The 23,071-nt window shown below is 47.6% G+C and carries 20 protein-coding genes; 10 read left to right on the top strand and 10 right to left on the bottom strand.

Annotation, left to right across the window (positions count from 1 at the left end; genetic code table 11):
- Nucleotides 1-3: 3 nt before the first annotated feature.
- The 4 genes from GQY55_RS13935 to GQY55_RS13920 all read left to right on the top strand — a co-directional run bounded on the left by GQY55_RS13935 (nt 4) and on the right by GQY55_RS13920 (nt 3,355).
- Entirely contained in the window at nt 4-522 is a 519-nt protein-coding gene (locus tag GQY55_RS13935; RefSeq protein ID WP_160042359.1) for a hypothetical protein, read from the top strand.
- A 672-nt stretch (nt 523-1,194) separates the two neighbouring features.
- The gene (locus tag GQY55_RS13930) at nt 1,195-1,434 is read left to right on the top strand and encodes a hypothetical protein (protein WP_160042357.1); all 240 of its coding nucleotides are present in this window, start codon (nt 1,195-1,197) and stop codon (nt 1,432-1,434) included.
- Between the two features lie 475 nt (nt 1,435-1,909).
- Complete coding sequence (locus GQY55_RS13925) at nt 1,910-2,884, top strand: hypothetical protein (RefSeq protein WP_160042355.1); 975 nt, start codon at nt 1,910-1,912, stop codon at nt 2,882-2,884.
- A 15-nt stretch (nt 2,885-2,899) separates the two neighbouring features.
- Complete coding sequence (locus tag GQY55_RS13920; RefSeq protein ID WP_160042353.1) at nt 2,900-3,355, top strand: DUF6630 family protein; 456 nt, start codon at nt 2,900-2,902, stop codon at nt 3,353-3,355.
- A 438-nt stretch (nt 3,356-3,793) separates the two neighbouring features.
- Here GQY55_RS13920 and GQY55_RS13915 read toward each other — a convergent pair whose 3' ends face one another.
- Nucleotides 3,794-4,642 (bottom strand): MBL fold metallo-hydrolase, encoded by an 849-nt coding sequence (locus tag GQY55_RS13915; RefSeq protein WP_236575605.1) that lies wholly within the window; start codon nt 4,640-4,642, stop codon nt 3,794-3,796.
- A gap of 94 nt (nt 4,643-4,736) precedes the next feature.
- Nucleotides 4,737-5,411, bottom strand: coding sequence for a deoxyribonuclease V (nfi, locus tag GQY55_RS13910; RefSeq protein ID WP_160042351.1), 675 nt, complete (start codon nt 5,409-5,411; stop codon nt 4,737-4,739).
- Nucleotides 5,412-5,566: 155 nt separating this feature from the next.
- Between nfi and GQY55_RS13905 the strand changes: the two genes are divergently transcribed.
- Genes GQY55_RS13905 through GQY55_RS13895 form a run of 3 tightly spaced genes read left to right on the top strand, consistent with a single transcriptional unit; the run spans nt 5,567 to nt 9,101 of the window.
- On the top strand, nt 5,567-7,552 hold the full coding sequence (locus GQY55_RS13905) for a J domain-containing protein (RefSeq protein WP_160042349.1): 1,986 nt from the start codon (nt 5,567-5,569) through the stop codon (nt 7,550-7,552).
- 3 nt (nt 7,553-7,555) lie between these two features.
- Nucleotides 7,556-8,218, top strand: a complete 663-nt coding sequence (locus GQY55_RS13900; RefSeq protein WP_236575604.1) for a DUF1266 domain-containing protein — start codon at nt 7,556-7,558, stop codon at nt 8,216-8,218.
- Nucleotides 8,219-8,255: 37 nt separating this feature from the next.
- Complete coding sequence (locus GQY55_RS13895) at nt 8,256-9,101, top strand: hypothetical protein (protein WP_160042345.1); 846 nt, start codon at nt 8,256-8,258, stop codon at nt 9,099-9,101.
- Nucleotides 9,102-9,166: 65 nt separating this feature from the next.
- On the opposite strand, the gene GQY55_RS13890 is transcribed toward GQY55_RS13895, so the two are convergent.
- From GQY55_RS13890 to GQY55_RS13880, 3 genes are all read right to left on the bottom strand, one after another.
- Nucleotides 9,167-9,664, bottom strand: coding sequence for a DUF1266 domain-containing protein (locus GQY55_RS13890; protein ID WP_236575603.1), 498 nt, complete (start codon nt 9,662-9,664; stop codon nt 9,167-9,169).
- 140 nt (nt 9,665-9,804) lie between these two features.
- Nucleotides 9,805-12,723 carry a J domain-containing protein gene (locus GQY55_RS13885; protein WP_160042341.1) on the bottom strand — a complete coding sequence of 973 codons (2,919 nt, stop codon included), beginning with the start codon at nt 12,721-12,723 and terminating at the stop codon, nt 9,805-9,807.
- The gene (locus GQY55_RS13880) at nt 12,723-14,423 is read right to left on the bottom strand and encodes a molecular chaperone HscC (protein WP_160042339.1); all 1,701 of its coding nucleotides are present in this window, start codon (nt 14,421-14,423) and stop codon (nt 12,723-12,725) included. The genes GQY55_RS13885 and GQY55_RS13880 overlap by 1 nt, the downstream gene beginning before the upstream one ends.
- 240 nt (nt 14,424-14,663) lie before the next feature.
- Between GQY55_RS13880 and GQY55_RS13875 the strand changes: the two genes are divergently transcribed.
- Nucleotides 14,664-16,184, top strand: a complete 1,521-nt coding sequence (locus GQY55_RS13875; protein WP_236575602.1) for a leucyl aminopeptidase — start codon at nt 14,664-14,666, stop codon at nt 16,182-16,184.
- A 114-nt stretch (nt 16,185-16,298) separates the two neighbouring features.
- On the opposite strand, the gene GQY55_RS13870 is transcribed toward GQY55_RS13875, so the two are convergent.
- Genes GQY55_RS13870 through GQY55_RS13860 form a run of 3 tightly spaced genes read right to left on the bottom strand, consistent with a single transcriptional unit; the run spans nt 16,299 to nt 18,764 of the window.
- Entirely contained in the window at nt 16,299-16,487 is a 189-nt protein-coding gene (locus GQY55_RS13870; protein ID WP_373309220.1) for a FeoB-associated Cys-rich membrane protein, read from the bottom strand.
- Nucleotides 16,488-16,518: 31 nt separating this feature from the next.
- Nucleotides 16,519-18,528, bottom strand: coding sequence for a ferrous iron transport protein B (gene feoB / locus GQY55_RS13865; RefSeq protein WP_160042337.1), 2,010 nt, complete (start codon nt 18,526-18,528; stop codon nt 16,519-16,521).
- On the bottom strand, nt 18,525-18,764 hold the full coding sequence (locus tag GQY55_RS13860; protein ID WP_160042335.1) for a FeoA family protein: 240 nt from the start codon (nt 18,762-18,764) through the stop codon (nt 18,525-18,527). The genes feoB and GQY55_RS13860 overlap by 4 nt, the downstream gene beginning before the upstream one ends.
- Nucleotides 18,765-18,980: 216 nt before the next feature.
- Here GQY55_RS13860 and GQY55_RS13855 point away from each other — a divergent pair, with 216 nt between their 5' ends.
- Nucleotides 18,981-19,940 carry an aldolase catalytic domain-containing protein gene (locus tag GQY55_RS13855; RefSeq protein WP_160042333.1) on the top strand — a complete coding sequence of 320 codons (960 nt, stop codon included), beginning with the start codon at nt 18,981-18,983 and terminating at the stop codon, nt 19,938-19,940.
- 72 nt (nt 19,941-20,012) lie between these two features.
- Here GQY55_RS13855 and GQY55_RS13850 read toward each other — a convergent pair whose 3' ends face one another.
- Nucleotides 20,013-20,264: an HD family phosphohydrolase gene (locus GQY55_RS13850; RefSeq protein ID WP_160042331.1), complete on the bottom strand. Its 252-nt coding sequence runs from the start codon at nt 20,262-20,264 to the stop codon at nt 20,013-20,015.
- Nucleotides 20,265-20,275: 11 nt separating this feature from the next.
- Entirely contained in the window at nt 20,276-20,599 is a 324-nt protein-coding gene (locus tag GQY55_RS13845) for a YbjQ family protein (protein ID WP_160042329.1), read from the bottom strand.
- 204 nt (nt 20,600-20,803) lie between these two features.
- Between GQY55_RS13845 and GQY55_RS13840 the strand changes: the two genes are divergently transcribed.
- Entirely contained in the window at nt 20,804-22,909 is a 2,106-nt protein-coding gene (locus GQY55_RS13840; protein ID WP_160042327.1) for a putative bifunctional diguanylate cyclase/phosphodiesterase, read from the top strand.
- Nucleotides 22,910-23,071 lie beyond the last annotated feature (162 nt).

The following is a 23,071-nucleotide window of genomic DNA, read 5'->3' as shown; positions in this document are numbered from 1 at the left end:
AATATGGAAAAATTTAAAAATATTTCATTTAGAGGTAGAGTTGCATATGGAATTAGCTGTTTTGAGAACGCACTTATAGCCTTAAAATATGATCTCAATGATTGGAAGATTATTTTAAACTACTTATGGGATTTTACAAGCATACAGTATTTAGATGACTGGAATGATATAGTAGTTGAATTAATTCCTGAGAATTTACTGGAATTTAAAACTTATGAGGAGGAAGAGTTTGAGCGACTGAGTAAAGAGGAGTTCATATATTTATATAACTTATATCAGAATGTTGATGAATCAATAGATATTTTGCTACGTTATATCTATGAACTTGGTATCAGTCATGCTTATACTGTAATCGAAGGATATGGTGAAAGCAGTCTGAAATCTTTGGATAGAATTATTAAATTCATGATAGAAAACAAATTTCCTTTACCGAGCATTGATCCCTTCTTGAGTTTTTCTATCGAGGAAAATAGAGGATGGGGTAATAAGTTTGACGGAAAATCATTATCTAAAATCCTGTAACATAGAGCGGCTACCCAATGGGGTATGGCAAACATTTTGTGTAGATTTGGTTTCATAACCCCAACGATAAGATCGTTCAACTCACAAATAAACTTCGAAAAGGCTTATTTCTACATGAAAAATGGGTAGGAATAAGCCCTTTTTTTCATGCCATAAATAGTCATCCGAAGGGTGCGAAGAATGAATCGATTGAAGCCAGGAGTGATGGTTTGTGATTGGATGGTGTCAGTTTAATTAACGAATCGGATGCGTGCGAATTAACTGAGACAGATGCCAAAAAACAGGGAACCCGAACAATCGGTATTTTGGAATGGAGCACGGAAGCGAGCTCGAAAATAGGCCGACCGTGATTAACATCGCAAGCGGAAGTCTCCCCGCTGAAGATCACCTTCGATGACGAGACGGGTTGGCTATAATTGTAGAATACACCTGCGTTGGTAGGACCAATGTAAAGGAATTTGATCCGCACATTTATCAATTGTCCAATGTTTTGCCGATAAAAATGTTGTACCGTATCGGAGGATAAATATGAAGAACAATACTAAATACCTTCACTATTTCCCTGAAATATTTAATGAAACTATCGAGGAAAATAGAGGATGGGGTAAAAAGTTTAACGGAAAATCATTATCTAAATTCCTATAAAATAGAGAAGGTACGTGGGGGAAAAGCATGAAAATTGTATTTGAATCATCTAACGGATCTATTATTGAAAATCCAAATATGGATTATTTACGAGAAAATATGATTGATAATTCTCCTGATTATTGGCATCAAGGAAATGGTACTGCGACAATAGATATTTATGATGATAAAAAGGGAGGACGTTCCCTTTTAATATTTCCCAATGCTGAGCATGGAATTTATCTTAAATATTTGATTATAGAAAATAGAAGAGTTAGAGAGGAATGACTTTCATTAGAAGATTCTTCAGCATTAAATCAGTTTGTAGAATCTTCAGAGGAATGGTATGCTTCGGTGGGATTGGTTTTTACCATTGGAAAAAGCATGGTTAGCAATTAAAGAATTTCTTTTAACGGGAGAAAAGACGGAATTAATTGACTGAATCAATTCAGAAGATATGCCTAATTACAGTAACTGGTAGATGGAATTATTCCAACTTTAAAACGATAATCAATAATAAAATTATCGTAACATTTTAACCCACAGTTGATTAACATTGAAAAGCGGTAATTGGCGATCCAGTTATCGCTTTTAATTAGGTAACAAATCCGAAAAAGTTAGCTTCAGTAGCAAATCGGAAACAGAGGGCAGTGAAGTTTTGGTGATGACAGCCGTATCGGAGTTTGTATATAGCAAAAATCAACGATATAGGGCAACCACATGCTGTCCGCGGTATGAGTAACAAACTGTTGGGGAGGATATCATGATAAACCAAAAAAAATTAGAAATGGCTTTTAAAAGATATAGCCAAAATTTCGTGGATGGGATCAAATTTGAAGATGTTAAAAATAAGTATAGTATCAGTAGGAGCAAGATTGAGAAAATCGTTGAGCAAAATGACATAGAGAGAGATCACGTACTATTAATAAATTTAAGCAAAATTTTCTCATATTACTTGTCACAATGGAAACACGATGTATTAATCAGTGGCGGAAACAATCCAGCAGGATTAAAGAACATGCAGAAGGTCGTATTTTACCAATGCATGGGGCAGGATCTCTACACAATCAAGTATCCTGAGATGATCTTGGGATATTCGTTTAGAGAAGTCGTTATCACATTAGTTCATTTTGCAATGTATGGGTGGGAGAAAGAAGAAAATATATTATATGATTTTATGGCTCACCACTTCGGCGGACATTTAATGGATGCTAATGAAGAGAACAGGCATGTCTGGTTTTTGCTTGAGCTGTATCTACAGTATAGAAATAAAACCATCATGGGAACAAATAAAAAATTGCATTTGGCCGTAAAAAACAAGTTTAAGGAAGATGGACTGCGATGCGGCTCAATCCCTGATGAGCTAGACGTTTATGATGAAGCGCTTGAACGGTGGTCCACTGGTGATCTGCTGGAAATAGAGCGTTTGATTTCGAAAATGTCCGAGTATCATTCTGCATTAGCTTCTGAAATCGGTCAGCTGGGCGAATTTGGTGACTTTAGATACGGATTTTATCCATTTGAAATCTTGTTCTTGATTCATGTTAGAAGAAAGTTGGGTCTGCCGATTCCTGAACACTTCGATGATTTTTTAATGAATACTCCAGAAGCGAAAATGGCGTTTGGAGATCCTGAGCCATACCCTGAAGGGGATCCCGCGCTTCAGATGATCGATCAATTTTATCGTAAAAACTATCCCGAATATATTCCTAACCAGCATGGGAAGTTGTTTCAATAAAGGGAGGGGTCAAGTATGCAAGATCAAGAAATAGCACAGCTCATATTCCCTGATAACAAGGATCTGGAACAGTTTTTGAAGGATGAAGGAAGTTATGACCTATACGAAGACCTGTTAAAATTTGGACTGAAGACGAAACAGTTTTTATACGTTGACTATAAAGGTGAGCAGTATCAAGAGATCGTTAATTTTATTCTGGACTATGAATTCGCCCATCACATTGAATTAGCAGCAAAGGAAGAACTTGAGCAATTAGAAGCGTATGACTATGAATTTTTACCGGATAAGATCAGAGAGGCTAACAAAATACTGTCACCAAAGGGGTATGGACTATTTTCATATCCAAATTCGGGCGACTTTTATGCGCTATTCATTGCAAAGTTAGAGAACATAACAAAATTACTGCAAGAAGAATTGCTGCTCGATGATCGAATCCCTTTCCAAGAAAGATGCATCAAGTATTACAGATAGCGTTTACAAACAGGTTAATTATGGTCAGATACCACCATGATTGACCTGTTTTTGTTATGTTCGCTTTCTCACAGGTAGTTGAAAATACTACGCAACCTTATAAAACCTGATTAACAGGTGGTCAATAGTTTCTATCGGATGATTATTCCCAGTCTTGCTTAATGGTGAAGAAGGGTGGACTTTCGATCTTTATCCCGGCAATGTATATAACAAAAGATGAGGGATCGACCTGGTCATCGTTAAGAAAGGTGGAATAACCACCAATTCCCCGGTTTATAGATGAAAAGAAATCAGCCTATCCTTAGGAAACGGGCCGATTTCTTTTCATCTATATATTGTTTCCCAACCGATATAGTTTTTCATAACTGATCTGAGATTCCAGACAGTCATGTTGCCCGTTGTAACATGATGATAGCTTATTCTGCAACGGCTTGCATGTTATCCCCAAGCTCTAAGAGCAGCATCCGTAATGTGAATAAACCTTTCGCCCCGTGCAATCACATGGATGCGCATTTCGGGAAAATGGTCGTATACATAGTCCACGAAGTATCCCGGATGCTCCGTATTCCCTGTAAAGATGTCGTAATGCATGGGGATCGTCATCCCGAATCCGGCCGTTTTTGCCAGCTCGGCTGCCTCCCGGTAGTCCATGTTGCCGATAATGCCGCGGCTGGTCCGGAAAGCGTCCCGGCCATTGATCGGCAGCAACCCGAGGTCGATGGACTCCTGGCGCAGCCGTTCCGCCAATCCTTCATAAACCAGCGTATCCCCGGAATGGTAAACCGTAACGCCGTTTAGCTTGATAAGGTAGCCGACGTAACGGTGATAACCTTGCTCGTCCGTTTCGAGTTCTTCATGCGCAGCCGGAATCGGCCGGATGATCACTTCTTCGCCGCATTCCTTTTCGGTGTCAGCAATGATGAAGCGCTCGCGAGCTACGCCTTGCTTCTCCATGTCCTCCCGGCAGCATGCCGGGGCCATAAAAATGGTGTCTTTGCCAGTTCGGGACATGGCGGCAATCGCATCCAAATCCAAATGATCCGAATGCTCGTGCGTAATCAAGCAGTAGTCTGCATTTGTAATATGTTCCGGGCCGATCGGAGCGGGATAGATACGGTCCGGGTCGTGGCTGACATACGGGTCGATATAGATGACGGTTGTCCCGCCTTTGATGATAAAGCTGGCTTGTCCAAGCGGCCAAACTGCGACCATGCCATACGGCACGACGGTATCCTCGATTTCCTGAATCAGAAGCTGACCTTTTTTCAATTGCTGTGACTGGCTCAAGTCAAACTCTCCCTTCCGTTACCATTAATTCAAACTTAACATCCTGCGGACTACTCATGCAATCTCCGATCTGGGGCCAACCCGGATCGCCGCCTCAACCTCTCCCTAAAACCGTTTTGACTAGATGATCCGCCTGGCGGGTCGTTTCCGGCAAACGGTAGCGGGGAGCAAGCTTCAAAATCCACTCGCGGGCCGCTGCGAGCGAAATCCGATGCCCGACGGATACGAAAATAGGTTTGACTCCCTCCTGGGTTCGCAGGACGCTTCCGATCTCCTCGCCATGATCCACCAAAGGAGCATAAGATCCCCTCTTCAAATCCGGCTCCGTAAAATCGCCGATCAGCCTTGTTTTGCCGCATCCGATCGTAGAAATATCCAACAGAACGCCCAAATGGCTGGCTAATCCAAACCGCCTTGGATGGGCCAAGCCTTGTCCATCACAGACGACCAGTTGGGGCGTCGTTTTTATGTTCTCGAAAGCTTTGATTACCGGAGGGAGCTCCCTGAATGAAAATAAACCGGGGATGTAAGGGAAGGCGGCCGTATCTTCAACGGTGGCGGATTCAACGAGCTCGAGCGAGTCTGCGTTCAAAATCACGACAGCTGCGACCAGATTGCCGTTATGTTTGCTGTATGCCACATCGACGCCGGCAACGTATTCGACCGGGGTCCCGCAATCCTCGTGAATCACCTGCAGAGCTAGCTGCTGCTGCAATTGGATGGCATCCTGTTCGCTTATATTCCATGAATGTTTTAATAGAGCTTTCATTTGGGGAATCCTCCATTTTATTTTCTATTCCGAATGGAACGATACATCTAATTTGGTAAAAATTAATAGATGATCTGCCGATAATATATATTTAGTAGTAATGAAACAGAATACCAGAAGTTCCTAAAAATATCTACCTGGTGGAGTGAGTGCGTTTGAATATATGGTCAATCCTCGGTATTGAACCGACCGATGATATTGCGCAAATTCGGAAAGCGTATGCCAGCATGCTGAAAAAGCATCATCCCGAAGATGATCCGGCAGGGTATCAGAGGCTTCGTGAAGCTTTTGATGAAGCGTTGAAGCTGGCGAAAAAGGGAGGTTTTGGGCAGAAGCAGAAGAGCCTGCTTTTTTTTAATGAGCAAGAGGAGCAGCATGAACGCAATGATAGCGATGAGGATGATAATGTATACGACGATGATGATATAAACATCGATACATATGATGAAGCAGATAGCGACCTATACAGTGAAAGTGAATCAAACGATTTGCCGCCGACTTCGGCTCCAATGTTCCACTTATTGTATCATCATGGGGAAACCTCTCAGGAAAAACCTGTAAATGAACGTGTTGACGAATTCATGGACAAGCTGGACTCCTTATACACAGATTTTCCTTCACGATGTAATCCGGAGCTTTGGCTGGAACTGCTTAATAGCGATATTTTGTGGAAGGTGGAGATGCAAAGTCTGCTAAATGAGCGAATCCTTGCATATCTGAATGAGCACTATTTTTTGCCAAGCGAAATATGGGAGCTTCTTGAAGGCTCTTTTCATTGGAAATCGCTGGCTTCCGAAGACCCGGATGTTTTTTTGAAGAAATACCCTAGGATTTATGCCTATATTTATAAAGTCGATTTTTTTACATCCGAAATTGTCTATTCCGATCTGTTGACAACGGTAAATATGGATCATGATTCTTATTTCCGTTGTCGCGAAGCCTTTGTAAAGGCCTGGTTCTACCGCCGGTTGGAAGAAGCCGAACAAGCGCTGAATGAAGCGATGTCTATTTTTGCGGGGGAGCGCAACTTGTTATGGATGCAAATCGAGTTTTACAGGCAGTGCGGCAATTTGGTGAACGCCTTGGATGCATGCGAGCGCTATATAAATGCTGTAGAAAATAATAACGAGACCGTTCTTCAGCATGCCCGAATTTTGATTCAGATCGGTCGGCTTACTGAAGCTCTGGATATGTTGGAAAGCATAAAAATAAAGAACCCTGACCAGATCGAGATTTTATCCTTGTTAGGTCAATGTTATATGCGGTTGGAGCGGATCGAAGCTGCCCGTGAAGTATACCAGCATATTTTAAAAATAAATCCGAATGACAGCGATGCCGTTATTCAGTTGGCCAAAATACATCGATACGTGAAAGACAACATTCCTTATTTAAAGCGGAAAGAACGGCGCGAAACCAAGCAAAAACTGATAAAAGAATGGAGCAGGCCCTCTTTACATGTCCGATTAAAAATTGCGGGCAGGCTGCTGCTTTCAAACAAATGGATCACGCTGTTCTTTCTCATCGTTTTGCATATCACCATCGCCGTTTCATGGAACAATCATGTGGAGGTATCACCATGGGGTTATGTTAAGCAAATGATCCATCCGGTGCCGCTCCCGGAAATGACAACAGAAGAGGAACTGAAAAATGTACCTGAGGGCAGAAATGCGGTCCGGTTGAAACTGAAAAATGTTGTTTTTACAGGCATACAAATCGTTGAATGGGGCAGTGAGGGAGGGAAAAAAACCTATTTGTTGCAACGAAAACCGGAGAAAAAAGAAAATATTTCCGGATATTATTGCGTTGGAAGCATGGGGAATTCTGCTTTAATCTTTCTTGCGAATTATGAACAAACACTTGAGATATACGAAAAAAAGCCCGTAGAAATAGAGATTACGGGATATATTCAACCTTCGCAAGGGATATTCGGTGAGATAGACAGGTGGCGCAAGTTTACGGGGCATTTTGATAGTTATCGCCTGTCAGACCAGATTATTGATTCAAGTGATGGCTCAAGTCACAACGAGCGGCTCCCGTCTATTCCATTCATGATATATATTTTTACTGCATTGCTTTTATTGTTTTATATTTCTCTTATTGCTGGATTGAACAGAATAAGGAGATACTTGAGGTTTTATTAAGTATTGAAAGGTGATTGGTTCGATATGCCGATGAGTTTTGAAGAGAGGGAGAAGTTACAAAAGTATGTAGATGCAATGGTTTCTCTCGTTTTTGCTGGAGATAAGGCGAATTATTATATCATGAATCCAGAATCAGCTTACTCCGAAACCAAACAGAAACTCGCATCCATCCTGAATGAATTTAATATAAGAGATGCAGCGGAATTGAAGGAGCGGATTGAATGGCTTATTGCTGACGGAAAACGTCTGGATTATAAATTTATTTACTATAAGCTTATTCAAATGACGGAAGAAGGGAGGATTCAGAAGATCAAATCGGTGTCTGATCGTAAAGAGCAGCGGGACCTGACTATCGTTAATCGTTATTTGCGGCGTTTGCCTGCCGGCGGTATAACGGCTTTTGATTGCTCATTTGCAGTGCATTTCTGCTGTATTGGCCATAAACTTCGTTGGTTATCGAAAGATGAGCACTGGAATTATGTAAACAAGCTGGTAAGACTGGCTCAGGAATCCTATGCCGACTGGGATGAATATTGTACAGGTTTCATTGCAGGACTGGAATTGTATTCTGGAGATCAATCCCTGAATATGAAAGAACGGAAAAACCGTCTAATGCAACTATTAAATTTCAGCGACAGCCCCATGGTCAAACGAAAACTGCATTAATCCTTCCCACATCAACAATGAAAGGGGGATCTAATTTGTGGAAAATCGAAAAGGGAAGTGGGCCCGTATTATTTTGTCTTTTGCCATAGGAGGCAGTTTGTTGGTATTGTCAGGCTGCGGGGATGATGATGTTCATGATGCTCAAGAGCAGAAGCTGATGGACGAAGCCGATCGCGATCTAGGGTCCGGGCGTTACGATCATGCGGTGGAAATATATAATAAGGTTTTGGTAATGAATCCGAGCCATGAAAATGCCCGGTATAAACGGAAGGAATCGCAAAAAATCATTGATTTGGCGAATCGGCTAATTGCCCAAGGAGACGAGGCCATTGCGGCACATAAGATGGACGAAGCCTTGGATCTGTTTGGAAAGGCGGCGGATTTGTATCCCGGTAATCCTGATCATGCCATCAAACGGAATAAAGCGCTGTTTGAAATCGATCATCTGCAGTATTATCTGGATTGCCTGACGGAACTGAATACCAAATGGCAGAAAATCAAAAAGGATCTGAAGCATGGCAGCAAGCTTTCTTCTGAATACATAGACGCAGCGATTAGAGAATTGTATCCGTTGGCACAGCAGTTTGCCGATATGGACGTGAACTTGACAATCAAATGGCCTTCTTCACCTGAAGCCATTGCATTGATGAAAAGCAAGCAGGAACAAATCGATTACATCAAAACGGAACTGATGGTATACCAAATTTTGCCACATGGGTATTTTCAGTTTGACGGTCCGGATTCATTTATTATACATGTAAGTAGCAGCATTAAGGCATTTGGACTTGATTTTCAATATGAACGTAAGAATGAATACTTGCTAGAGCTGCCTTTCATCAGGAATCCGGAACTCAAAAAATTTTCAAAAAGCGGAAAACACTAATTCCTGCGACCGATGCTGGTCACGGGAATTAGTGTTTGTTAAGCCGTCGTTGGCGACGCGATAGGTTACTTTAACCGCTGGTCCCACCGGATGGAATGTTCTAAATTGGATATTTCAAGCAGCTTTTGAGCGAAATTGAACCGTAATACATCCAAGTCGGCTAAAGGGGAGGCAAAATAGACTCCCGCAATACACGCCGTTTGATATTCATGCCAGCTCCGGTATTTCGATTGCGCGATTTGGGCCGCCTCCAAGCTATAGGGACGAGCATCTTTGAAGCGGGTTATATGGATTTTGGTCACGACTTTGCACAAAGCGATGATTAAAGCGTAGTCCAAAGCGGCGATACCAGCAGAAGTAAGCATGTTCCTAAACAGATTTACGCAGAAGAATTTGGGTTGTTCTTGTTCCGGAAGACTGCGGATATACTCTTGACGGGCTTGCTGCGGCAGCATGGACAACCTATTCGAGATTTGATCGAACTCGGAGCGGTATCCTTTATAAAAAAGCCATCTCAGCTTTTCTTGATAGGTTACGGAATCGGAAATTCCCCATAATCGCATCCAGTTGGAGAGAGCAGACTTCGGACTAAGAGAGATATCCCGATAGCTGTAAAGGCCTTCGACAAAAACCGGACCCGCCGCAAAAAGTGCGGATGTCATTTCATCGTAAAAGGCAGTTTTTTTAAGCAATGGTCTACGAATCATGTTTGCATTCCTTTCCTCTGGTAGAAACGAATCATCCGGTAATTACTTCTGAATTCGGTGATGAGGATATAGCTGCTGTACAACCAAGCCAATGCAACGACAATGAAAGCGGCGAGCAGATTGCGGTAAGTTTCGGTATTTTTGATGGGAGCCCGGACTTCGATATATTTTGAAAAAATTTCCAGTTTCACCGGTTTGGTAATCGGCTTGGTTTTAGATCCGAACTGAAAGAGTTTTAAGTGTTTTATCAAGCTTTTCGTGTATAACTCGAGCTCTGCTTCGGGCGTCCCCTCCGGATGTTCAGGCTTCCATTGGAGCATCTCGATGACGTCGGCTTGCAATTCCTTGCTTGCTGGATGAACGTATCCCAGAACGGTCGTTTTATGCTGCATATTTTCCAAATCAAGCCTGGCAGCGCTTAATACAATCATGTTGTACCCGTCAAATTCCCCAAGGTAAAAATATCCCGCAGCATCCCCGTACTCCACAAAATGACGAAACGCATAAGCTTGATTTTGATACACATAAGCGTCTTCGCCTTCGCCTTCACCTTCGCCTGAACCTAATTTGTATTTGCCTATGCCCGTATCCTTAAGTTTCGTCAGGGTAAGCGAAGTGTACCTTTGTTCCTTCATTCGCTCCAACGCTTGTATATTGCCGGCGGGAACCGGCTTCATAAGACTTGTTGAATATCCATAAAAATGATAACACCCGATCAATGATACGCTGCTGATGATCCAGATCAGCACATGCGCAAGGATGCGTTTTCTGAAAAACAGCCTGCCTGGTTTTACTTTCTTCTTGGGCTTATGTTCTTGCGAAGAAGGCTTGCCCATTTGCTGCGCATGGTGAAATTGTTCCTCCGCGTGTGGTTGGTCGCCAAGGGCCTTGTGGTTTTGCCCGGACAAAATCCAAGCCTCATAATGATCGGGATTGCGCGAAATGATGAGTTCGCATTCTTCGAGCGAGCGGCTGAATTGGCCGGAATCATAGAAGATTTGGGCCCGGCGCAACTGAGCATCCAATTCATCCGGCATCAGCAGGATCAAATGGTCCACATAAGATAATGCCTTTTCATGCTCCCGCAAACGCAAATAATATTCCCCAAGCATACGAAGCAGGTCCGGATCCGCAGGAAAAAGCGAATAGGCAAGCTTCAAATGTTTTTCCGCCTGATTAAGATCGTTGTGGAATAAAGCCAAATACCCCTGATCACGGTTCTCCAAAAAGGCATCGATGTCGATTTCCCCGGCATGAAGCAGTGCCCCATAACCAAGCCCCGGCTCCCGAAGCTGTCTGACATAGTAACCAAAAAAAGATTGAACTCCGCGGTCCCAATCAAATGCGGGCGACTCCCGCATGTATTCTTCCCAGTGGAAATAGCTTTCGAGCAGCTTCCAAATCCCGGCCGGAAGGTATCTGCGGTTTTGCAGTACGGCTAACAGCTCCTTGCTGATCTCAAGCTTATATTCGATGTTCCACATTACCTCGGAGTTCAGCAGCTCGATCCATTTATCGGGCGAAATCCGTGACGGAAAATGATCGTATAAGGCAGTTACCGCTGCGATTAGATCCGCTATGGTGCGGGGACTGCGTTGGGATAGTAAGGATTCTTCCGATTCTTGAACAGTTGAACTTTGAAGGTTTATGTTATAGTCGGACTCAAAGTTTTCATGATTTAGATATGGTATTGGTAGTTCGATATCGATATAAAATATTCCGTTTAAAGCTTGTTTTCGATATTTATGATGTGAGCGTTCATTTTTATCCGTTTTCTCAAGAACCTTTCGGAACCAGTGTAAACCTTTTTCTTTCAGTCCTTCTTCTTTAAGGGAATATCCTAATAAAATCATAGCTTCGTAATGATCAGGGTATGAAGTAACAAGGGAAACACATTCCTTGGCTGAATACTCATAATTGCCCATGTTATACCATGTTAATGCTCGATATAAATAATGGCTGATTTTCGAAGGTTGCAGCTTGATCAAATGATTATAACAGGCAAGGGCCGATGAATACTCCCGCAAACGCAAATAATATTCCCCAAGCATGCGAAGCAGGTCCGGATCCGCAGGAAAAAGCGAATAGGCAAGCTTCAAATGTTTTTCCGCCTGATTAAGATCGTTGTGGAATAAAGCCAAATACCCCTGATCACGGTTCTCCAAAAAGGCATCGATGTCGATTTCCCCGGCATGAAGCAGTGCCCCATAACCAAGCCCCGGCTCCCGAAGCTGTCTGACATAGTAACCAAAAAAAGATTGAACTCCGCGGTCCCAATCAAATGCGGGCGACTCCCGCATGTATTCTTCCCAGTGGAAATAGCTTTCGAGCAGCTTCCAAATCCCGGCCGGAAGGTATCTGCGGTTTTGCAGTACGGCTAACAGCTCCTTGCTGATCTCAAGCTTATATTCGATGTTCCACATCACCTCGGAGTTCAGCAGCTCGATCCATTTATCGGGCGAAATCCGTGACGGAAAATGATCGTATAAGGCATTTACCGCTGCGATTAGATCCGCTATGGTGCGGGGACTGCGTTGGGATGCATTTTCTGCATCAACATTCATATGCGGCGGCCATTTTGGAGGAGGTTCCAGCGCTTCAGCGTCTTCGTCCTCCTCAGGAAACTCGACTGAACGAGCTTGAAATAAAAGCGATTCCGGCGGTACTAACGGCCGTTCTTTGTCTTCTTCGGATTGCAATTGCAAATGCAATATATCCTCTGCTTCCGCAGCCGCTTCTTCCCGGATGGCCTGCCGTTTGGCTAACGATAACGCTGCATCAAATGCCTCGCGTAGCGCCTGATATCCTTGCGGATCGTCCTCCGGATGGTGGATTTTGAGCTGCTCGGCATACGCACGTTTAATAGCCTTGACGTCATGGGTTGGAGGGATGCCAAGCCGTTCCCAAATCGTCATTAAAACTCCATCCACCTTTCAAGGGAATCGAGCTGTTGTTTGAATTGGGCAGCTTTTTTCTTGATTTCCTGTTCATTTTGAGTCGCGAGAACACGCTCGAATGCCATGATCAACTCGGCGATATATTCACGTCTTTCATTTAGTGACTCCTCATAAAGCCTTTCGCCTCTAGCCAGAAGCAGGCGGTTTTCGCTACGGTCCCGCGGATGAATTTTGAGATGCTTAAGCTCTTCAAGTCTTGCCTGAATTTGCTCGGGCGTCGATTGACCGGGATTTTTTTCGATAATCATCGATTTTTTCAGGCCTGTGCTTTCGACGGTAAGCTCTACTTCCAGGACCCCATTGATGTCATAGGTATATCGTACTTGAACGGATTCTTTTCCTGCCTTGGTAGGTGGGATCGGAATTTCAATTTCCCCGATTTTGATGTTATTTTCGACCTTCCGGCTTTCGCCTTGGTAAACGAGTATATTTATCTTGTCCTGGTGATCATGGAGTGGGACATAGCTTTTAACTTTGCTTACAGGGATCGGCGTATTTCGTTCAATAATGGGATCAAAATGTCCGTGACTGTAACTCCCATCCCCCATCTGCCTGGAGACATCCGTCCCCAAAGTAAACGGGCATACATCCGTCAAAATGATTTCCTGCAAGCCGGCATTCCGTTCTTTGAGCGCCACCTGAATAGCCGCTCCGAGCGCAACGGCTTCGTCGGGATTGATTTCCGAATAGGGGAGCCGGCCGAACATTTTGCTGACGACGGTTTTGATGACAGGCATTCGTGTAGCTCCGCCAATCAGGATGACGGCATCGAGATCTTGCGGCACTAGCGAGGCGTCCCGAAGCGCCCGTTCAATCGGACTGCGCAGACGCAGCAGAAGCTGGGCGGCAAGCTGTTCATATTGGTTCCGGTTCACGCTGGTTCGGTAGGTTTGGCCTTCAAAGGCAAACGCCATCTCTCCGGTATTTCCATTTGCCAAGGCGAGCTTGCATAACTCCGCTTGTTTGTATAAGGCGGATTTCGCCTTGCCGGGCAAGCTTGCAAAATCGATCGCTTGCGACTCGACGAAATGGGACAGCAGCAGCTCGGTAAAATCCTCCCCGCCCAGATAGTTATCTCCCGCGATCGATTGTACCTGCATAATTCCTTCAAACAGCTCCAGTACGGAAACGTCAAAGGTTCCGCCGCCCAAGTCAAAAACAAGGAAGCGGGTTTCCGAGTCATATTGATGCAGCCCATAGGAGATCGCTGCTGCGGTCGGCTCGCTTATCAGCCGTTCCACATGCAGTCCGGCAAGCATGGCAGCACGCAAGGTCGCTTTGCGCTGCGCATCATTGAAATAGGCGGGGACGCTGATGACCGCTTCGTCAACTTCTTCCCCTAAATGGGCTTCAGCATCCGCTTTTAATGACCGCAATACGAATGATGATAAATCCTCGGGAGTAAATATGTATTTTCCAAGCTCGTATTGCTTGTCGGTGCCCATATACCGTTTGAAAGTCGAGACGGTGAGATGGGGATGTGTAATTAATCTTTCTTTTGCGATTTGGCCCACCAAAATTTCGCCGTTCTCATCCAGACTGACGACCGAAGGCGTCAAGGAATTTCCGAGCGAATTGGGGATGATTTCGGGGCCATCTTCTTTCCAATAAGCGACAAGGCTGTTGGAGGTGCCCAGATCGATTCCGATTTTAGCCACAGTTGCAAACCTCTCTTCTGCAAGATGATGTTATAAGTTTAATATCGTATATATCATCAAAATTTGTTAGTATTTTACAACGATTAGGGACAACCGGCTTTTTATCAACCGAGCTGTTTTTAGGCAAAAAAACCTGTTCAAGGAGTTGCCTTGGACAAACGTGGAATAATATATATGTTTAACGTCCGAAAACTTCATGACAAAGGAAGATGGCCGATGGATGGACATTCCTGTTCTGAAATGATGCAGGTTGCGATCGAATGGATCGGGGAATCGGACGCGGCACGGTTGGACGTGGACGCGTTTATCGTATTGGTATCGCCGGAAGGCGTTCAGCATGGAAGCATGCGTCAGGCATGGAATTCGCTGCTGCTGCCGCTGATGGAAAGGCATTTGTTCCAGGGAGCGCCTTTTCAGACCTACGCCATGCCGCTGCAGGGCCGGGGGGAATACCGGACCGTTATTTTCGTAGGCGTCGGCGAGCGGCCGCTGACGTCGGAGGAGCTGAGGGTGGCGGCGGCCCAAGCGGCAAAAGCGGCATTAAAAATGAGGGTCAAAACGATCGCCTGGGAGCTCAGCTCGCCGCTGGTCGCTTTTACGGTTGAGCAAGATGCCGCGACAGCCGCCCAGGCGTTAACCGAGGGGATGATCCTGGGCGCGTATCGCCAGCAGCATTATAAGAAACACGCAGCCCCGTACGACGGGATCGAGCAGCTTTTATTTTTGCGCAAAGGATCGGCTTCGGCGGCGGAAAAAGCGGACTGGGAGCTAGGCATCCGGCGGGGGCTGGCCTATGCGGAATCGGTTTGTTTGGCCCGGGACCTGACCAATTTGCCGGGCAACATGCTTGTCCCGGATGATTTGGCGAAAGCCGCGTTAAACGTCGCCGCAAAATACGGATTCGAGTCGTCCGTTTTGGACGAACGCCAGCTGAAGGAGCTGGGCATGGGCGGCTTGATCGCCGTCGGTCAAGGCAGCGCGCATCCGCCGCGGCTGATCATGATTCGATACCAAGGCAGGGAGCAATGGGAAGACGTGATCGGCCTGGTAGGCAAAGGGATCACCTTTGATACGGGCGGCATTTCGCTGAAAAGGCGGGTCGGGATGGAGGAAATGATCAGCGACATGGCCGGGGCCGCCGCCGTGTTGGGCGTCATGAACGCGCTTGGCAGGCTAAAGCCGGCCGTCAATGTCGTCATGGTCATTCCCACCGCCGAAAATATGCCGGGCGGCACCGCCTTTAAACCGGGAGACGTGATCCGAAGCTATAACGGCCGGACGATCGAGGTTTTGAACACCGACGCGGAAGGCCGCGTGGTGCTGGCCGACGGGATGGCATACGCGCGGGAGCAAGGGGCTTCGAAGCTGATCGATGTCGCCACGCTGACCGGGGCCGTATTGACGGCTTTGGGGGATGTGGCCACCGGAGCGGTCGCGAACGATGACACGATGCTCGAGGAGTTTATCCTCGCTTCCAAACGTACCGGAGAAAAGGTATGGCCGCTGCCGGCGTACAAGGAATTTTGGGATATGCTGAAAAGCGACGTGGCCGACGTCAAAAACAGCACGGGTTCCCGCGGCGCGGCGATCACGGCCGGACTGTTTGTCGGGACTTTTGCCGAAGGGCTGCCCTGGATCCATTTGGATATCGCCGGAACGGCTTTTCTCGCCAAGGAGCGGGGCGTCAACCCGAAAGGAGCGACGGGAGTAATGGTGCGGACCATTACGGAATGGATTTTGGCGCAGGAGGCGGCAAAATAAAATGAGGGCAGCTCCCGGCGAGATACACTGGGAACTGCCCATTTTTGTGAGACTCTATTGGCAATAAGCGAAAGGCTTTATTCGCAAAAATACTATTATTGACAGGCCATGCCCTTACTTGGAGCCGGGGCTGTCCCCGGCTTTGGCGCGATGAAGCGCCGCATCCGGAACGGAGCAGGCCGATTGGCAGGATTTGTTCAAGGCGCAGGAGGCGCAAGCGCCTTTTTTGCTCTTTTTGACATAACGGAAAAGCATCCATCCGGCATAGGCGAAAATAACTCCAATGATGAGTACATCGATCAACAGAAACACCCCGTTTCTTGTTTGCGGTTTGTCAAGATAAGCCGAGCAGGCGACCGCCCTGATAAATGATCAGGGAAATCAAATAGGCGAGAATGACGGCGTAACCGATCGAAAATGCCGTCCAACGCCAGGAGGAGGTTTCCTTGCGGATGACGCCCACCGTCGCGAGGCAAGGCGTATACAGCAGGACAAAAGCCATAAAGCTGAAAGCCTGCAGCGGCGTAAAGCTGAGGGCGATTTGCCCTTGCAAACCTTCCATGTTGGGAACGTGATAAATGATGTTCATGGTTGAAACGACGATTTCCTTAGCCAAAAATCCGGTCAAAAGCGACGAGCCCGACTGCCAGGTTCCGAATCCGAGCGGCGCCAGCAGCGGAGCCATCAGCCCGCCGATTTTGGCCAGGAAGCTGTTGTCCATGTCAACGCCGAAACCTCCGGGACCGCTGTAGGAGAGCAGCCAGATCAGCACGGAACCGCCAAGAATAAGCGTGCCCGCTTTGCGGAGGAAGCCCTTGCCTTTTTCCCAGGTTCCCCGCATCAAACTGCGACCCTGAGGCAGGCGGTAAGGCGGCAGCTCCACAACGAAGACGGAAGACTCGTTTTTGAGCAGGTAAGACGAAAACACCTTGCAGAGCAGAAGCGCCATCGCAATGCCAAGCACGTACATGGACAGGACGACAAGCGCTTGATGGCTCCGAAAAAAGACGCCTGCGAACAAAGCATATACCGGCAGCCTTGCCGAGCAGGACATCAGCGGAATCAGCAGGGTCGTCAGCAGCCGGTCTTTCGGTTGCTCGATGCTCCGTGCGGACATGACGGCCGGAACGTTGCAGCCGAATCCGATAATGAAAGGAATAAAGGCTTTTCCGTTCAGCCCTACCGCTTCCATCAGGCTATCCATCAGCAGGCTGACCCGAGCCATGTAACCCGAATCCTCAATAAAGGAAATGATGAGGAACAGGATGAAGATTTGCGGAATAAAAACGAGTACCCCGCCGACCCCGGCCACGATGCCGTCAACGATCAACGCGTGGGTGAAGGACGAGGCTCCCGCCCAATCCAGCGCTTGGTTGATGTAGCCGCTGACCGACCCCGAAATGAAACCGTCCAGCCAATCGGAAAGCGGGTTGCCGATCCAGTCGAACGTCACTTTGAACAGCAAAAACAAAAAAGCAAGAAAAATCGGGATGCCTAGAAACCGGTGCGTCAAAATGGCATCCAGGCGCTCCGTCAAGTTATGGGGTTTTTGCGCCGAACGGTCAACGGACGCCGCGCACAGCCTTTCGATATATCCCGATCGCACCGCCCGGATCCATTCCGTCAAGGAGGAGGAAAGTCCGGTCCGACGAAGCTCGGCCTCGCAGCGGCTGACGATTTCTTTGGCGGCTTCCATGTCCAGTTTGGCGGACAAGGCGTCCAGAATGACGGGATTTTGCGAAAGCAGCTGAATCGCGACCCAGCGGTGATCCGGCAGGCCCGGAATGCTAAGGAGCAGCTTCTCGATCTCCGAAATCGCCGTTTCCGCAATACCGTAGTCCAGCTTCAGCCGGTTGGGGGCGTCTTCGGGAACATCTTTTAAAGCGTCCAAAATTTTCGTGCTGCCCTTGCCCGTTCGGGCCACAAGCGGAATGACGGGAACGCCGAGACGTTCTTGAAGTAGGGCGGGATCGACATGAATGCCGCGGGACTTGGCCACATCCATCATGTTGAGTCCAAGGATCATGGGCCGGCCGTATTCCAGCAGTTGAATGCTGAGCGCCAAATTCCGCTCCAACTGGGATGCATCCACAATGTTGATTAGAGCCGCAGGCTTTTCTTCCATTAAATATTGCGCAGCGACGCTTTCATCCCTGGAGAGGGGGTGAAGAGAATAAATGCCGGGCAGATCGACCAGTTGGCCGCCGCCATCCTTCAAGTCCCCGATTTTTTTCTCCACGGTGACGCCGGACCAGTTCCCCACGTATTCGTAGGAGGTCGTCAGCGTATTAAAAAGCGAGGTTTTGCCGGTATTCGGATTGCCGACCAGGGCAAAGGAGTTCAACAAACCGACACCTCAATTTCCTTTGCTTCCTTTAAGCGGATGCCGAACAGCTGCCCGTTGCATTCCAGCGTTACCGGGCCGCGGAACGGGCCGCGTTGTTTCATCGATATGACAGAGCCCTCATGGACGCCCAGGTCGCTGAGACGACGGCGAAGAATCGGGTTCATTTGATTTATGGCGTATATGGAGCCTGTTGCGCCGGGTTGCAAATCTAACAGCGGAGTAGGTTGGCTCATCGTAATTCCTCCAGATAAAAGAGACTGATAATCAATATCATTTAATACGAATATATCACGGGCGGAAAGCTCCATCAATATGCATCATTCTTCCATTCAAGCATTTATTTTTATTTGTGCACGAAAGGCGAACAAATCGATATTCATCTTTACTTTTTCACTGCCATTCAAGTATGATGAAATAATAAATTTCTACGCCGGAAGGAGAAGTTTTGGTTGAAGACGAACCCTTGCAAAATTGTGGACTGTACGATTCGTGACGGTGGACTGGTGAACAATTGGGATTTTAGCGTTGAATTTGTGCAAAATCTGTACGCCGGGCTGAATGAGGCGGGCGTTGATTATATGGAAATCGGTTATAAAAACTCCCCGAAGCTGCTGAAGGGCGCCGATCAGGCGGGACCTTGGCGGTTTTTGAACGACGATTTTCTGCGCGAGGTCATTCCCCAAAAAGGGAAAACGAAACTGTCCGCGCTGGTGGACATCGGGCGGGTGGACGTGGACGACATTCTTCCGCGCTCCGAAAGCATGCTCGACCTGATCCGCGTGGCTTGCTACATCAAGGACGTCGATAAGGCGCTTGAACTGATCCAAACCTTCAACGATCGCGGATACGAAACCACGTTGAATATTATGGCGTTGTCCAACGTGATGGAAAACGAGCTGGCCGAAGCGTTTGAAATGATCAAGGACAGCGTGGTGGACGTGGTTTATATCGTCGATTCCTACGGCAGCCTGGATCACAAGGACATCAAATATTTGGTGGAAAAGTTCAAAACGAATTTGCCGAACAAACGCCTTGGCGTGCACACGCATAACAACATGCAGCTCGCGTTCTCCAATACGCTGATTGCCGCCGAGCTGGGCGTGGAGCTGCTGGATGCATCCGTTTACGGCATGGGGCGCGCGGCCGGCAACTGCCCGACGGAGCTTTTGGTGACGCACTTGAAAAATACGCATTATACCCTCCGTCCGGTGCTGGACATCATCGAGCGCTACATGATTCCTTTGCGCGAAAAAGAAGAGTGGGGTTACCTGATCCCGTACATGATTACGGGGACGCTCGACGAGCATCCGCGTTCCGCCATGGCGCAGCGCGCCTCGGAGGACAAGGACAAATACGTGGAGTTTTACGATAAGCTGACAACGCCTGAAGTCAATTTCGAGAGAAAATAAAGACAAAAAGCTTGGCCGCACGGTTGCGGCCAAGCTTTTTTTATTACATGAATGGAGGGCGGTTTCGGGAAATTATTGGATCGGGACGTATTCCCGTTCGCCCGTTTCTTTGTTGTAATACACCTGATATTTGAGTCCGTCGCGCGGGTCAACAAATATTTCGGAGGTTGGCACGAATTTGCCGCTGAGCAAGTCTCTCCGGCTGGCTTCTTCGTTTTTTCGGCGATAGCGGCGGTCGAAGAAGCGCCAACTGAGCCAAAGCAAAAACAGAAAGACGACGACCTGCAAACCGTAAAACAGGATCATTCCCACGACTACACCCATTGGAATCCCGGTTAACCGACAGGCCTTGTTCTAACGACGGTGCCGTATGCGACGATTTCGCTCATGTTGTTGCCGATGTCCCCGCTGTCAAAACGCATCATGATAATGGCGTCCCCGCCCATGGCATGGGCATTTTGAACCATCCGATCCATCGCCTGCCGCCGCGCGTCTTCGATCATCTGCGTATACTGCTTGACCTCGCCCCCGACAAGTCCTTTCAAGGATGCCATAATGTCGCCGCCGATTCCCCGTGCGCGCACCACGACGCCAAACGTGGTTCCGAGTACCTCAACGACTTCGTGGTTATGTATGTTTTCCGTTGTCGTAATGATCATCCGCGTTCACTCCTTCATCGTTATATTATATATTACGGTTGAAAAGCGAAAAGGATTCAGTTTTCGGGAAGCGCAATTTATGTCGAACGGTGCCAAAGGACGTAAAATTATTATCTGGTCCCAGCAGGAAAAGAGGCGGATACGTGGAATTATTTAACATGAAACCATCTTCATATTTTTATTACCCGGGGGTCAGATGGCTTTATGCGTCCAAGAAGAATTGAGGAAAAAAGAACGATCAGAACGGCCCTGTGGGGAATATTGGTTTTTGCCGCCGCATGGCTCGCGGAATGGCTGATTCCGCTGCAGGGGACGGATCCCCGCGTATTCCTGACGATATACATTTTGCTGGGCAGCTGCTGCACAGCCGCAAGCTTCGCCATCTTTTCCCAGGGATGGCTTTTGTTCTCCCATAAGCTGTCGCGTTACCGTTTGTATACGGCGGCTTTGTTTTTGTGCGTGGCGGTTTTCGATCTGCTGCAGACGCTATGCTTGATGGGCGTGCCGCTGCTTGGAACGGGCATGAACGAAAGCGACGCCTTGTGGTTGTCCCTGTTGTCCAAGGCGCTTTTGACGGCGGGAGTGTTTTACATATATTCGTTAAAAGATTTCATGGTCCATATTTCCCATAAAAGCGCCGTTTTTTCGGTTACCGCGGTTGCTACGGCCATGGCCGTAGCCGTTTTTATCGGATGGCGCCGCGAGCTGCCGCAGCTGGTCGTGGATGGGCAACTGAGTCCCGTGGTCCGATACGCGGTCTTATTGATCGGCCTTGCCGCATTGGGAGGCGTCGCTTCCATCGTGTACCGCGGCAGAAAGGAAAGGGCGCCTTCGCTTTTGATCATCATTCGGGCGCTTCTGTATGTCGCCATCGGCCAAGCGCTGATGATGTCTGCAGACAGCATGTACGAGATCGGCTTTTTGCTGGGAAGCTTGAGCAGCGGGATGTCCTATTACCTGCTCCTAAAAGGCGTATACCGCTTGACGATCGAAGATCCTTTCCGGGAGCAGCAGCGGATGGAAGCCAAAATGAATTTTCTGGCGTTTCATGATGATTTGACCGGACTTCCGAATAAACGAAGGTTGACCGAACAACTGGGGAAGCTGATGATGGAGCGGAATAGCGGCAAAACCGGAGTCGTCGTGTTTAACATCAACCGGTTCAAAAATATCAACGATTCGCTCGGACACCAGGCGGGCGACCGGCTGCTGCAGCTGGTGGGCGACCGGTTGAAGCGGAATACCCTTCCCAAGGAGGAGCTATTCAGTATGGGCGGCGACGAGTTTGCCTTGATTATGCCGTCGCTTGCCGACGTGGAAACCGCGATCCGGCGGATCCGCAGCCTGATGGAGATGTTCGAAGAGCCTTTGACGATCGACGACGGCGACTATCATATTACGTTATGCGCGGGAGTGGCGGTCTATCCGGAAGACGGGGATACGGCGGCGCAGCTGGTTCAACATGCCGATACGGCGGTACATCATGCCAAGGACTACGGGCTGGATGTGCGGCATTTCGTCCCGTCCATGCAGCGGAAGGCGAAGGAACGGTTGAAGCTGGAGAACGATCTGCGCAAAGCGCTTGAACGCCGCGAATTTTATTTGGAATATCAGCCGCTCGTTTCCCTCGAAACCGGCGAAATTGTCGGCATGGAGGCTTTGCTGCGGTGGAAGCATCCGAAGCGCGGCAACGTTTCGCCTCAAGAGTTCATTCCGCTGGCCGAGGAAAGCGGGCAGATCGTCCAGCTTGGCGAATGGGTGCTGCGCACGGCATGCAAGCAGAACAAGGCTTGGCAGGATGCGGGCTACAAGCCGATCTGCGTCTCGATCAACCTGTCCATGCGCCAGTTCCTTCAGCCGCATTTGGCGGACAGCATCGGGCAGATCCTGCAGGAAATCGGTCTTGACCCGAAATACGTCGAGCTGGAAATTACGGAAAGCATGACGTTCGATAAAGAGACGGCGTTCGAACAGCTGCGCAGGCTGAAAGAGCTTGGCGTATTCATCAGCATCGACGATTTCGGAACGGGTTACAGCTCCTTGCATTATTTGAAAAACATGCCGATCGACCGGCTGAAGATCGACCGTTCTTTCGTCAATGAGGTGATGAGCGATCATAACGACGCGGCGATCGTGTCGACCATCGCTTCGATGGCCCACCACCTGCAGCTGAAAGTGACGGCGGAAGGCGTGGAGAACGAAGAGCAGCTTCGTTTTTTAAAGGAGCAGCGCTGCCATGAAGGGCAGGGATACTACTTCAGCAAGCCGGTGCCGCCGGCCGATTTCGAGAAGGCGTTTTTGCTTCATTAGACTATACATAACAGCTTTGGAATAAAAAAAAGAGTTGCAAATCCCGCGGGCTCATGATATATTATTTCTTGTCTTCAATAACGTGAAGTCGTGAGTGATCGCGGGACGTAGCTCAGCTTGGTAGAGCACCTGGTTTGGGACCAGGGGGTCGCATGTTCGAAT

This window comes from Paenibacillus sp. USDA918EY, from assembly GCF_009870825.1.
GTDB lineage: Bacteria > Bacillota > Bacilli > Paenibacillales > Paenibacillaceae > Paenibacillus_AQ > Paenibacillus_AQ albilobatus.
This window is presented reverse-complemented; position numbering and strand designations above follow the sequence as displayed.

Excerpts from the sequence above, each read along its gene's own strand:
- GQY55_RS13935 (WP_160042359.1), top strand. The coding sequence starts at position 4 with ATGGAAAAATTTAAAAATATTTCATTTAGAGGTAGAGTTGCATATGGA.
- GQY55_RS13930 (WP_160042357.1), top strand. The coding sequence starts at position 1,195 with ATGAAAATTGTATTTGAATCATCTAACGGATCTATTATTGAAAATCCA.
- GQY55_RS13925 (WP_160042355.1), top strand. The coding sequence starts at position 1,910 with ATGATAAACCAAAAAAAATTAGAAATGGCTTTTAAAAGATATAGCCAA.
- GQY55_RS13920 (WP_160042353.1), top strand. The coding sequence starts at position 2,900 with ATGCAAGATCAAGAAATAGCACAGCTCATATTCCCTGATAACAAGGAT.
- nfi (WP_160042351.1), bottom strand. The coding sequence starts at position 5,411 with ATGAAAGCTCTATTAAAACATTCATGGAATATAAGCGAACAGGATGCC.
- GQY55_RS13890 (WP_236575603.1), bottom strand. The coding sequence starts at position 9,664 with ATGCGATTATGGGGAATTTCCGATTCCGTAACCTATCAAGAAAAGCTG.
- GQY55_RS13885 (WP_160042341.1), bottom strand. The coding sequence starts at position 12,723 with ATGACGATTTGGGAACGGCTTGGCATCCCTCCAACCCATGACGTCAAG.
- GQY55_RS13875 (WP_236575602.1), top strand. The coding sequence starts at position 14,664 with ATGATGCAGGTTGCGATCGAATGGATCGGGGAATCGGACGCGGCACGG.
- GQY55_RS13860 (WP_160042335.1), bottom strand. The coding sequence starts at position 18,764 with ATGAGCCAACCTACTCCGCTGTTAGATTTGCAACCCGGCGCAACAGGC.
- GQY55_RS13850 (WP_160042331.1), bottom strand. The coding sequence starts at position 20,264 with ATGGGTGTAGTCGTGGGAATGATCCTGTTTTACGGTTTGCAGGTCGTC.
- GQY55_RS13845 (WP_160042329.1), bottom strand. The coding sequence starts at position 20,599 with ATGATCATTACGACAACGGAAAACATACATAACCACGAAGTCGTTGAG.
- GQY55_RS13840 (WP_160042327.1), top strand. The coding sequence starts at position 20,804 with ATGCGTCCAAGAAGAATTGAGGAAAAAAGAACGATCAGAACGGCCCTG.